Source organism: Amantichitinum ursilacus, assembly GCF_001294205.1.
Lineage (GTDB): Bacteria > Pseudomonadota > Gammaproteobacteria > Burkholderiales > Chitinibacteraceae > Amantichitinum > Amantichitinum ursilacus.
Map to the genome: position 1 here is coordinate 332,161 of NZ_LAQT01000001.1, position 11,894 is coordinate 344,054.

Annotated in this window: 14 protein-coding genes; 5 read left to right on the forward strand and 9 right to left on the reverse strand. The window is 55.2% G+C overall.

Annotated features, from left to right (window positions below; translation table 11 throughout):
* Window positions 1-45: 45 nt before the first annotated feature.
* Window positions 46-1,152: an aromatic ring-hydroxylating oxygenase subunit alpha gene (locus WG78_RS01410; RefSeq protein ID WP_053935991.1), complete on the forward strand. Its 1,107-nt coding sequence runs from the start codon at window positions 46-48 to the stop codon at window positions 1,150-1,152.
* A 79-nt stretch (window positions 1,153-1,231) separates the two neighbouring features.
* Here WG78_RS01410 and WG78_RS01415 read toward each other — a convergent pair whose 3' ends face one another.
* The 3 genes from WG78_RS01415 to WG78_RS01425 form a co-directional block, all read right to left on the reverse strand.
* Window positions 1,232-1,900 carry a YiaD family glycine zipper/OmpA-like lipoprotein gene (locus WG78_RS01415; RefSeq protein WP_053935992.1) on the reverse strand — a complete coding sequence of 223 codons (669 nt, stop codon included), beginning with the start codon at window positions 1,898-1,900 and terminating at the stop codon, window positions 1,232-1,234.
* 200 nt (window positions 1,901-2,100) lie between these two features.
* The gene (locus tag WG78_RS01420; protein WP_053935993.1) at window positions 2,101-2,418 is read right to left on the reverse strand and encodes an RnfH family protein; all 318 of its coding nucleotides are present in this window, start codon (window positions 2,416-2,418) and stop codon (window positions 2,101-2,103) included.
* 6 nt (window positions 2,419-2,424) lie between these two features.
* Window positions 2,425-2,805: a type II toxin-antitoxin system RatA family toxin gene (locus WG78_RS01425; protein WP_236691958.1), complete on the reverse strand. Its 381-nt coding sequence runs from the start codon at window positions 2,803-2,805 to the stop codon at window positions 2,425-2,427.
* Between the two features lie 141 nt (window positions 2,806-2,946).
* Between WG78_RS01425 and dnaB the strand changes: the two genes are divergently transcribed.
* Window positions 2,947-4,359 carry a replicative DNA helicase gene (gene dnaB, locus WG78_RS01430; RefSeq protein ID WP_053935995.1) on the forward strand — a complete coding sequence of 471 codons (1,413 nt, stop codon included), beginning with the start codon at window positions 2,947-2,949 and terminating at the stop codon, window positions 4,357-4,359.
* Window positions 4,360-4,628: 269 nt separating this feature from the next.
* Entirely contained in the window at window positions 4,629-5,141 is a 513-nt protein-coding gene (locus WG78_RS22260) for a hypothetical protein (RefSeq protein ID WP_152969010.1), read from the forward strand.
* 53 nt (window positions 5,142-5,194) lie between these two features.
* On the opposite strand, the gene WG78_RS01440 is transcribed toward WG78_RS22260, so the two are convergent.
* Window positions 5,195-6,262: a type II asparaginase gene (locus tag WG78_RS01440; protein ID WP_053936179.1), complete on the reverse strand. Its 1,068-nt coding sequence runs from the start codon at window positions 6,260-6,262 to the stop codon at window positions 5,195-5,197.
* Between the two features lie 167 nt (window positions 6,263-6,429).
* Here WG78_RS01440 and WG78_RS01445 point away from each other — a divergent pair, with 167 nt between their 5' ends.
* Window positions 6,430-6,780: a cupin domain-containing protein gene (locus WG78_RS01445; protein ID WP_053935997.1), complete on the forward strand. Its 351-nt coding sequence runs from the start codon at window positions 6,430-6,432 to the stop codon at window positions 6,778-6,780.
* A gap of 71 nt (window positions 6,781-6,851) precedes the next feature.
* Here WG78_RS01445 and WG78_RS22265 read toward each other — a convergent pair whose 3' ends face one another.
* From WG78_RS22265 to WG78_RS01460, 4 genes are all read right to left on the reverse strand, one after another.
* Window positions 6,852-7,151 carry a hypothetical protein gene (locus WG78_RS22265; RefSeq protein WP_152969011.1) on the reverse strand — a complete coding sequence of 100 codons (300 nt, stop codon included), beginning with the start codon at window positions 7,149-7,151 and terminating at the stop codon, window positions 6,852-6,854.
* A 67-nt stretch (window positions 7,152-7,218) separates the two neighbouring features.
* Window positions 7,219-7,992 (reverse strand): ParA family protein, encoded by a 774-nt coding sequence (locus WG78_RS01450; RefSeq protein ID WP_053935998.1) that lies wholly within the window; start codon window positions 7,990-7,992, stop codon window positions 7,219-7,221.
* A gap of 258 nt (window positions 7,993-8,250) precedes the next feature.
* Window positions 8,251-9,660 carry a PhoH family protein gene (locus WG78_RS01455; protein WP_201782317.1) on the reverse strand — a complete coding sequence of 470 codons (1,410 nt, stop codon included), beginning with the start codon at window positions 9,658-9,660 and terminating at the stop codon, window positions 8,251-8,253.
* A gap of 75 nt (window positions 9,661-9,735) precedes the next feature.
* Window positions 9,736-10,194, reverse strand: a complete 459-nt coding sequence (locus tag WG78_RS01460) for a peroxiredoxin (protein WP_053935999.1) — start codon at window positions 10,192-10,194, stop codon at window positions 9,736-9,738.
* Window positions 10,195-10,388: 194 nt separating this feature from the next.
* Between WG78_RS01460 and dcd the strand changes: the two genes are divergently transcribed.
* The gene (gene dcd, locus WG78_RS01465; RefSeq protein ID WP_053936000.1) at window positions 10,389-10,964 is read left to right on the forward strand and encodes a dCTP deaminase; all 576 of its coding nucleotides are present in this window, start codon (window positions 10,389-10,391) and stop codon (window positions 10,962-10,964) included.
* A gap of 61 nt (window positions 10,965-11,025) precedes the next feature.
* Here dcd and WG78_RS01470 read toward each other — a convergent pair whose 3' ends face one another.
* Entirely contained in the window at window positions 11,026-11,787 is a 762-nt protein-coding gene (locus WG78_RS01470; RefSeq protein ID WP_161805046.1) for a carbonic anhydrase, read from the reverse strand.
* Between the last annotated feature and the right edge of the window lie 107 nt (window positions 11,788-11,894).

Here is an 11,894-nt window from a genome sequence, read left to right on the forward strand (position 1 = left end):
GGCAAGACGTCTTAGACCCTCTAGCCCAGGGGGTGTGGGATTAATATGACCAATCTGGCTACGGCTGCTGCATTGCAGCTGGATATGTCGACCCAATTGCCGGTGTCGGCTTATTTTGATCAAGACCTCTACCAGCGCGAGCTGGAAATCCTGTTTGAACGTGGTCCGCGCTACCTGGGTCATCAGTTGATGGTGCCTGAGGCCGGCGATTATCACGTGCTGACCAATACCGCCAACGCCCGTTATTTAAAGCGCACCGCGCTGGGTGACATCAAGGCGCTTTCCAACGTCTGCCGGCATCGCCAGGCGCTGATGCTGGAAGGTCGCGGCAAAAATTCGCATACGGTTTGCCCGTTGCATCGCTGGACGTATAACGACCAGGGCCATCTGCTGGGCGCGCCGCATTTTGATGGCAATCCGTGCCTGCATCTGCCCGAGACCGAGCTGGTTAACTGGAATGGCATGCTGTTTGAAAAAAACGGCCATGACATCGAAGCGGACCTGAAAGACCTGGGCGTGGCCAAAGATCTCGATTTTTCCAATTATGTGTTTCATAGCGTCACGGTGGACGAATATGAAGGCAACTGGAAAACCTTTATCGAGGTTTATCTGGAGGATTATCACGTCGAGCCCTTTCATCCGGGGCTGGGTCAGTTTGTGACCTGTGATGATCTGAAATGGGAATTCGGCGACTGGTATTCGGTACAGACCGTGGGCGTGAATAACGCGTTGGCCAAACCGGGCTCGCGCACTTATAACGCGTGGCACGAGCAGGTATTGCGCTATAACGCAGGCAAAACGCCGCCCTATGGCGCAATCTGGCTGACTTACTATCCCAATGTGATGGTGGAGTGGTATCCGCACACGCTGGTGATTTCCACGCTTATTCCCACCGGGTCGCGTAGTTATAAAAACGTGGTGGAGTTTTATTATCCGGAAGATATTGCTTATTTCGAGCCCGAATTTATCGCGGCCGAACAAGCGGCTTATCTCGAAACCGCAGTCGAAGATAACGAAATCATCCGGCGCATGGAACAAGGTCGCGAAGCCCTGTACGCCATGGGCCGTAACGAAGTCGGCCCGTATCAATCGCCAATGGAAGATGGCATGCGCCATTTCCATCAGTTTTTGCGTCGGCAGCTTGGCATGTAATAGACGTTGGCATCACATATTAAAAAAAGCCCGCCCTCTGGATAGATGGCGGGCTTTTTATTTGCAGCGCACCGGGATATCAGGATGCGCTCACTGCACTGATCACGAGCTCAACACGGCGATTCATGGCGCGGCCTGCTTCGGTGCTATTGGTTGCACGCGGATCATTGGCGCCACGGCCTTCGGCCACCATACGCACCGGATTAACCGATTTGCCGATGAAATAATCCACCACGGCTTGCGCACGGCGTTGCGATAGCGCCATGTTGTAATCAGCCTTGCCCACGTTATCGGTATAACCAATTACGTCGATGCTGGTCTTGCCATATTGGTTAACGACACCGGCAATTTTGTTCAGCGTGGGTGTAAAGCCGGCTTTAACGGTGCTGGAATTGGTATCGAAGCCGGTGGCCGACGTCATGGTGACGATCAGTTTGCTATCGGACACTTTTTGCAGTGTGATATTGCCCGCCTGGATTTCCGGAGCCAGTTGTTTTTGCAAATCTTTGGCTTGCTTGTCCATATATGCGCCGACCGCGCCGCCCGCCAGGCCGCCGCCAATGGCGCCAATCAATGCGCCTTTGCCACGATGATTCTTGTCGACCAATGCGCCGACGGCTGCGCCGCCCAATGTGCCAATAACGGCGCCGGTTTCCGTGTTGTTCATGCTGCGCTTGTCGCCAACGTCGTTAGCGCAAGCGGAAAGCAGAAGGGCGCCAATCAGGGCGCCAATAATGGGAGTACGCATGGTGGAAATTCCTTTCTGACTGCAGTGCGGTTAAATTTTTATGGATACAGACACGGCCGCATCATCGCATGCGGTGCGCGCTGCTGGCTGTGACGTGCTCAGGCGGTACAAGTTTCCGTCACGCAATGTGGCTTGCCCGATTGGCGCGCGGACCAACAAAAAACCCGTCGTGGAGACGGGTTTATGGGGCTGGGCGCAATTCATTCTTCCAGATTGCCGCCACCTTTTTTCATGGCTTTGCCTTCGAGTGCGCGTTGACGACGCACTTCTTTAGGGTCGGCAATCAGCGGGCGATAAATTTCGACGCGGTCTTTTTCGCGCAAGACGGTATCGTTTTTGACCGCTTTGGCAAAGATCCCGAGTTTGTTTTTGCCCAGATCAATTTCAGGAAAATCATTAAGGATGCCAGAGCGACGCACAGCGTCTTCTGCCGTGGTGCCTTCCGGCACTTTCAGGCTGATCAGTTTCTGTTTTTCGCGTGTGGCGTAAACCACTTCGACGGTGATGTCCTGGCTCATGGGGGCTTAACCATAAAGTTTGTCGGCGCGCTGAACAAAGGCATCGACAAATGTGGTGGCAATCTTGTTGAACACCGGGCCGATCACCGCTTCGAGCGCGCGATTTGAAAATTCGTAATTAAGCTCGAATTCAATGCGGCAGGCATCGGCTTCAAGCGGCGTAAATTTCCAGTTGCCGCGAAAGGTGCGAAACGGTCCGTCGACGAATTGCATGTCGATCTGATTGGGCGTCTTGACGTCGCGGGTGCGGAAGAAGGTTTTGACCAGCATGAACTCGACACGGATGGTGGCGTCCAGCACATCGGGCGTGCGTTCATGCACTTCCACCCCGCCGCACCACGGCAGGAATTGGGGATAGTCCTCAACACGATCAACCAGGTTGAACATGCGTTCGGCGCTATGGGTAACAAGCAGGTTTTTTTGTATGCACTGCATCGGTATGCGGCGTAAAATTGGCAGTTTTTTGCGTAAAGCACGCCTCCAACACATGGGGCGCGACGCAAGTATTTAAAGAGATGGCGCTGAAAAATGACCGAGCATCCTAACGCCCCCATCAATGACGCGCAACTTGATAGTTTGCGCATGCCGCCGCATTCCGTTGAGGCCGAGCAATCGGTATTGGGTGGATTGTTGCTGGATAATCCTTCGTTTGACCGTATCGCGGATATCGTCAACGAACAGGATTTCTATCGCGACGATCATCGCCGGATCTGGCAACACATTATCAAGTTGATTGAGCACAATCGCCCGGCTGATGTCATCACCGTGGCCGAATCGCTGGATAACGCCAACGAGCTTTCCTATGTGGGCGGTCTGGCTTATCTGGGTGCATTAGCGCAAAACACGCCTTCGGCTGCCAATATTCGCCGCTATGGCGAAATCGTGCGCGAGAAATCGGTGATGCGGCAACTGGCTAGCGTGGCCACCGATATCGCCGACGCCGCATACAACCCGAATGGCCGCGAAGCCACGCAATTGCTGGATGAAGCCGAATCGCGTGTGTTCCAGATTGCCGAGCAATCGGCCAAGGGGCAGCAGGGCTTTATCGGCATGCCGCCGATCCTGAAAGAAATCGTTGAGAAAATCGATTATCTGTACAACCAGGACACGCAATCCGAAGTCACTGGCGTGGCCACCGGATTTGTTGATCTCGACAAAATGACCTCGGGCCTGCAACCGGGCGATCTGGTGATCGTGGCAGGGCGTCCTTCAATGGGTAAAACCGCGTTTTCGGTCAACATCGCCGAACATGTCGGCACTGAATTGCGTTTGCCAGTCGCTATTTATTCGATGGAAATGGGTGCGGTGCAATTGGGTCTGCGGATGGTGGGTTCGATTGGCAAGATTGACCTGCATAAACTGAAGACCGGCAAGTTTGAAGACGAGGATTGGACCAAGCTGACTTATGCAATCAATCGCTTGTCCGAAGCGCCCATTTTTATTGAAGAAACCGGCGCGCTGACTGCACTGGATATCCGCACCAAATCACGACGCCTGGCGCGACAGCACGGCCAATTGGGTTTGATTGTGATTGATTACTTGCAGTTGATGGCCGGCCGCGCTGGCGCAAAAGACCAGAACCGGGCTACCGAACTCGGCGAGATTTCGCGCTCGTTAAAATCGCTGGCCAAAGAACTGAAATGTCCGGTGATTGCGCTGTCGCAGTTGTCGCGCTCGGTGGAGCAGCGTACTGACAAGCGCCCGATGATGTCGGATTTGCGTGAATCGGGCGCCATTGAGCAGGATGCGGACATCATCATGTTTATGTATCGCGATGAGTACTACAACCCGGATTCACAATTCAAAGGCCTGGCGGAATGTATTGTCGGTAAGCACCGGAACGGCCCGACCGGCAAAGTGCCGCTGGTATTTATGGGCATGCATTCGCGCTTTGATAATGCGTTGGTGCGGCCGGAAGGCTGGTCGGGCGATCTGGAGTAAACCGCCAGAGCAACGGTCTGTTTCCAGCTTTGACGGCGCTTATGACGGGTGCATTAAGGCGAACGGTGCGCTGATGAGGTGGGATGCCCCGAATGGGGCCGGGGCCTTTGGCCCCAAACTGTGCGTTGTCCTCGGGGTAACGCACCCTACGGCTGATCCGCGAATCGCGCATGGGGTGGGTCGAGACCCACCACCCAAAGGCTTTGGAGAAGAACGCACAGATTTGCGTTTTATTCACTGGCATTGAGTGGTGGGTCTAGACCCACCCGATGCGTTTGTGGATGCTAAAGTTATGCGATTTTTCTGATGTTTTGCAAACCAGCGGTAGCGGATATTGGCGGCTTGTTGATCACAACGAGGCGTGTGTGCCGATGGAATATGTTAGTCAGGGTGAGCTGGTTCGTCGTGTCGAAGGGCTGGATGGCGCAATTCATGCGCAAAACTGTCAAATGAATGCCCGGATCGATGTGCTGGCATCAGATGTCCGGGCCGAACTCGGCGAACTTGGCAGCCGCATGTCCACCGGTTTTGATGTCGTAGATATGCGCTTCAAGATGGTCGACATGCGCTTTGATAGTCTGGAGAAGCAGTTTCAAAGCGGCAAGCGGATGATGGGTCTTGTCGCCACATTGCTGGCGACATGGTTTACCGCCGTGAGCGTGGGCGTCGCCTGGTTGCAGCTTGATCCCACCGGCAGCGTGGCGCGTTTTCGCCAGCAGCAAAAAAGCAGCCCGCAATGGTCGGTGGTGACACCGCAGTCCGCCGCCCAGACGCGCAGCTAAAAGCAGGCGGCCAGCCGCACCGCCTGCCTTCAGCGCGCTGCCGCCTACATTCATCAGTACGTGTAGAACATGTCCTGAATCTTTTTGGTGTCATGCGTTCTGGTCAGCGCCAGCATCAGCAGGATGCGCGCCTTTTGCGGGCTCAGCGTGTCCGATACCACAAAGTCTGTCTTGTCATCATCGTTCTCGCCGCCACGCACCGTCGGACCATTGCCAACGCGGGAAGAACGCAGGATGAAGAAGCCTTTCTGGCGCAGTTCGGTCAGCCGTGCACGCACTGGCGTCGACAGGCTGCCGTCACCGGTGCCTGCATACACAATGCCTTCGTCGCCTGCTGCAGCAAAGGCGTCAATCGCGATGGTATTGGCGTTGGCCGAACCATAAGCGATATCCACCGCTGGCAGTTTATCCAGCTTGCTGATGTCGAACTCGGTGTCCGCCGTGTGCTTGCGCGTGGTGGCACGATAGAACTTTGGCTTGCCCGAAACGATATAACCCAGGTCGCCCAGCTCCGGGGAGCGGAAGGTATTGGCCAGCATCGTGTTGGTCTTGGTCACGTCGCGCGCGCCCAGGATTTCGTCGTTCATGGCCACCAATACGCCACGGTTAACCGAATCGGCGCTGCCTGCCACTGCTACGGCGTTGTACAGGTTGATCGGGCCATCGGCGCTGATGGCGGTCGACGGGCGCATCGAGCCCACAATCACCACTGGCTTGCGGCTCTTCACGGTCAGGTTAAGAAAGTACGCGGTCTCTTCGATGGTGTCGGTGCCATGCGTAATGACAATGCCATCGACATTGCTTTGCTTGAGGAGTACGTTGACGCGCTTCGCGAGGGTGAGCCAGTTTTCATTGGTCATATTCTCGCTGGCGATCTGGAAGGTTTGTTCGCCACTGACATTGGCAATCTGCTTTAACTCGGGCACGGCTTCAATCAGGCGATCCACGCCGACCTTGGCGGCGGTGTAACCCACGGTGGTGGTGCTGGTGGCGCCCGTGCCGGCAATGGTGCCGCCGGTGGCCAGAATGACCACGTTAGGCAGTTTGTCGGCAGCTTGTGCAAATACGGCGCTACACGTTACGGCAACAAACAGGCTGCGTTGAAACAGTCTGGAAAGCATGCTGATCTCCTGGATTTTTTGTTTCATGAATATGAAACTGTAGAAAAGCATGAACCGTGCCCTGACCAGAGGTTATTGCTGAAATTACCAACAGGGAAAGCGTTAATACCATTTATTGCGTCCACCCCACGTAACGGGGCTCAACCGTCTGATCTGTAAGGAAAACCATGCACGTTATCCATCTCGGAAAACAGACTCCGCCAGCCGAAATTGATTACCCGCGTGAAGATCGTCGCGTGGACGGCGTACCGGAGCGCACAACCTGGACGCACTATTCCAATGCGTCTGGCGCACTCAATGTCGGAATCTGGGCGTGCGAGAGGGGCAGTTGGAAAATCCGCTTCGCGGCAGATAGCGCCGAGTTCTTCTGCATCATCAGCGGGCGTGTGCGCGTGCATGCGGACGATGGTAGCTATGAGGAGTTTGGCCCCGGCGACGCCGCCGTGATTCCGGAGGGCTTTGTCGGCAAATTCGAAGTGCTGGAACCGGTTAAAAAGTACTTCGTCGTGTTGAACTAAGCCCGGCTGGGACGGCAGAAACGCAACCGGCGACCCTCAGGTCGCCGGCAGTGGGGGCGTAACGCGGCCTTCTAGTGGCGGCGTTCTACCACCAGCGCGTTGTGCGGCGCGAACAGATAGAACGGTGCAAACAGCAATTTCCAGCCGTGGATACTGCTCTTGACGGTGAAATGCACGTCATCGCCTTCAAGATCAAATTCAACGGGCGGCGTTTTGCCCCAGTCCAGCTGGGCTTGCAACACGTGCCGCCCCGGCGGTAGTGCGGCGGACAAACACGCGCCGTGAGTCGTCAGACCGACAGGGCGACCGTCCACCAACATGCACGGTTGCCGACCCAGACTGCCCGTACGATGAATCTTGATGCTTGGCATGAAGTTAATCCTCCTCGTTCCCGCTATTTATTGGACTGACTTGACTGACTTTGTTTGTACTGACCGGTTAATCCGACTGCATTTCCAGCAAACCTGATTCCAGCAATTCGTCGAGCAAAAACGCAAAATCGGTCGCCGCCTTGCTTTCAGGGGCAAACTCGAAAATATCTTCGCCACTGCCCGCCGCGGCGGCAATGACCTCTTGTTCACGGATGCGCGTGCGCAGAATTTCGCCCGGAAAAGTGCGGGCCAATTGCCCGGCAATCTTTTCGCTGGTGACTTGATCTGGCACATAGCGATTGATCAGATAGCGGCGCGGGATGCGCGGGCCAAACTTTTCCAGGCCCGCCAGCGTACGTTGCAGCAGATTGGCGCCATTGACCGCCAGGTATTCAGCGGCGACGGGCACCAGCACCATGTCGGCGGCAAACAGTGCCGAAAACGCCAGCACGCCCAGATTGGGGGTGCAATCAATAATGATCGGCATCTCGCCGCCACTCAGCATTTCGGCGGTCAGACCCAATTTAAGCCGCCAAACGTTATCGCGATGGCGCGTAATTTGCGCATCGACTTTGCCCAGTTCCAGGTGCGAGGGAATAAAGTGCACGCCATTGGGTAACGACGTAATCAATTCCGTCAGCGGCCCGGTGCCGCGATAGAAATTGAAAATGGTGTCCACCGACGCGGGGCTCATCCCCACCAGCGAAGTCAGGTGCGCCTGCGGATCAAGATCGATCACCAGCGGTTGCACACCGTTGCGCGCCATAGCGGCAGCCAGATTGGCAGATACCGTGGTCTTGCCCACGCCACCTTTCTGATTGAACACTGCGATGATGGTCATTGCCTTGCACTTGCCCCGTGTCGTCGGCCGCCGCTTCGGGCGGCCTTCTTGTAAGCGGCAAGACTACACAAGTGCCAGACGGCCGACTACCCCAGCGGCTAAAGCGGTACTATCGGAAAGTACGGTTTTATTGGGTTGGCGGGCAGGGGCGGGGTGCCGTTCGTCGGTCGGGTAACGGGTGCCATCAACATGTAACGGCGTGTACGACATCTGGGCCGTAAACCGCGCTGCCGGATAGAGGGCAGCGCGGTCTCAAACTTACAACGTTTCGGCCGCGTAATCGGCCAGGCGCGAACGCTCGCCGCGGGTCAGCGTGATATGGCCCGAATGCGACCAGCCTTTAAAGCGATCCACAACATAAGTCAGGCCCGACGAGCCCTCAGTCAAATAGGGCGTATCAATCTGGCTGACGTTACCCAGGCAAACTACCTTGGTGCCCGGGCCGGCACGCGTGATCAAGGTTTTCATCTGCTTGGGTGTCAGGTTTTGCGCCTCATCGATGATCAAAAACTTGTTCAAAAACGTACGGCCACGCATAAAGTTAAGCGATTTGACCTTGATGCGACTGCGGATCAGATCGCGTGTGGCCGCCCGGCCCCAATCGCCTGCCTCGGCGTCGGACTGGTTCAGCACATCCAGGTTGTCTTCCAGCGCGCCCATCCACGGCTGCATCTTCTCTTCTTCAGTGCCCGGCAAAAAGCCGATATCCTCACCCACCGGCACCGTCACCCGCGTCATGATGATTTCAGAATAGATTTTGGATTCAAGCGTTTGCGACAAACCCGCCGCCAAGGTCAGCAGGGTTTTGCCGGTGCCGGCCTGGCCCAACAGCGAGATAAAATCTACATCCGGATTCATCAGCAAATTAAGCGCAAAATTCTGCTCGCGATTACGCGCACAGATGCCCCAGATGGCGTTTTTCTGATGCGAATAATCTTTCAGGCTTTCGATCAGCGCGGTTTTGCCTTCCAGCTCGGTCACGCGAGCGGCAAACGGTTTATCGCCTTGCTGATATAGCAACTGGTTGGGGTGCAGATCGAAGACATCCGGGCCCTTCAGGCGGTAGTAGCCGCGGCCGCCGTCTTGCCAGCTCTCCAGATCCTTACCGTTTTTCTCCCAAAACGCCTGATCAATTTCGCGCATGCCGGTGTAAAGCAGGTCGGTGTCTTCCAGCACCTTGTCGTTAAAGTAATCCTCGGCCGCCAGACCCAATGCGCGCGCCTTGATGCGCATATTGATATCTTTGGAGACGAGGATGACTTCGCGCTTGGGTTGCATCTGCTGCAGATGGTGCACCACGCCCAGAATCTGGTTATCCGCCTTGCCCATCGGCAATTGCGCTGGCAGCAAGCTGCTGATGGCTTCGGTTTGCAGATACAACTTGCCCGACGCCTGGCCTTTGCTGGCGTCTTCCAGCGACACGCCGTCTGATAAATCCGTCTCGCGGCCCGCGATCAGTTCTTCGATAAAACGGCTGGTCTGACGTGCATTACGCGCCACTTCAGACATACCTTTCTTGTTACCGTCGAGCTCTTCCAGCGTCATCATCGGCACAAACAAATCGTGCTCTTCAAAGCGGAAGATCGAGGTGGGATCGTGCATCAGCACATTGGTATCCACCACAAACAGCTTGGTGTCCTGCGCTTTCTTCGGCTTGCGAGCGGCCATCGGGCTCTCCTGTGGGCGGGATAACGAGATTAAACGCATCAACAAAAAAGGCGACCGTTGCGGGTCGCCTTCCGTTTATGTGAGCTGTTGCACGGCACTTAGCACCGCTTCGACATGGCCCGGCACCTTGACGCCACGCCATTCCTTAACAATGCGGCCCTCCTTGTCGATCAAAAAGGTACTGCGTTCAACACCACGAACCTGTTTGCCATACATATTCTTCATCTTCATCACGCCAAACGCTCCGCACGCGATCTCGTCGGGGTCCGACACCAGATCAAACGGGAATTCCATTTTGGCTTTGAAGTTTTCATGCGATTTGATGCTGTCGCGGCTGATGCCGAACACCTGCGTTTGCGCGGCGGCAAAGTCAGCGGCGCGGGCGCGGAAGTCGCTGCCTTCCACGGTGCATCCAGGCGTGTTGTCTTTGGGATAGAAATACAGCACAAACGCCTGACCCTTGAGCGCAGCCGGGTCAAAGGTTTTGCCACCCGTCATGGGCAACTGAAAAGACGGGCAGGATTGATCGAGCATCAGGTTCTCCTTGTTATCGTAATGCTTGCCCCTCTGTCTGCATTCTGGCTAAAGGATCCGTCAGCAGCAAGAAGGAAAATCGAGGTTGTTGCGTAGCTTGTTGTCATGCTCGCTCGCACCCGGCCCGTGCTGCGGACAGCGCCGCGCCGACCCGGTACAATAGCGACCATTTTGTGCAAATGGTGTGACAAGCAATGAGTATCAAGTCGGATCGGTGGATCAAACGCATGGCCGAAGAACACGGCATGATCGAGCCCTATGTGGCGGGCCAGGTCAAAGTGGCCAATGGCGAACGCATCGTGTCTTACGGCACGTCCAGCTACGGCTACGATATCCGTTGCGCGGATGAATTCAAGGTGTTTACCAACCTGAATTCCACCATTGTCGACCCGAAAAATTTTGACGAGCAAAGCTTTGTCGATGTGTCTGGCAAAGGTTATTGCATTATCCCGCCCAATTCGTTTGCTTTGGCGCGCACGGTTGAATACTTCCGTATTCCGCGCAATGTGCTGACGATTTGCCTCGGCAAATCCACTTACGCGCGTTGCGGCATTATCGTTAACGTCACCCCGTTTGAACCAGAATGGGAAGGTTACGTTACGCTGGAATTTTCCAACACCACGCCGCTGCCCGCCAAGATTTACGCCAATGAAGGCGTGGCGCAGGTGCTGTTTCTCGAAGCCGATGCCGACGATATCTGCGAAACCAGCTATCGCGATCGCGGCGGTAAATATCAGGGCCAGGTGGGCGTTACACTGCCCAAAACCTGAGCGAGTTGTGCAATAAAAAAGCGACCCGATGGTCGCTTTTTTATTGGGCTGCGCAAACCGCTTATTTAACTTCGTACACCACGCGGCCGTTCAACGGCTGCACCGGGCGTTGGTTGCCACGATAGTAGTTTTGCATGGCTTCCAGCTGATCCTGGCTGATTTCTACCGCTTGCTTGAATTCAATCCACGTTACGCCTTCAGAACACGGCGGTGTGGTCAGCGAGCCGTCATAAGTGTAATAACCACGTTTGCGCGGCAATAAGGCCGTTGGATCAATCCGGACATTGTCCATCTTCTGCTCTTTGCCCGGTTCTGCCGGAATCTGCTCCAGCAATTTTTGTAATTCACGATTCGGATGCATGCCGATATTGAATTGAACCGCCAATACCGCCAATTGGCCCTTCGAATTTTTGTGCACAAAATGCGCATCCATATCGCTGGATTTGCCGCCAAATCGTTCTTCCCCGGGTGAATGGAAATGGAATTGCTGCAACTGATATTCCCCTTTACCCAATAAAATTTTGCTGTCGCTGGCTTGAGCCTGAAACTGGATAGCATGGCCGGTATTCAAAATATCCAGCGGCAAGGTTTTATAACTGACGGCCAGTCGCGGATATTTAGGCGGGGCGGGTTTGGCATTTTCGATATTGATGGGCGATTCATGCCGGCCAATCTCGCAAGCAGCAAAACCATGGTCCACGGCCGACCAGTGCGCCGGGCCGTGCTCGCCGGTATAAGTCCAGACGGGATGTTCGTCGGCGGAGACTGCGGTGATGCTGGCGGCCAACAGCAAGGCGCTGCTGAATGTGTTAACAAGGTTCATGATGAAATGTTCAGGGTTTAAGGGTTTGCGCAGTGTGCTCATCACGCCAAAAGTCGATTTGATTGATATCAATACGGAACCATAAGCGGATTAATCCGGTCTTGTAG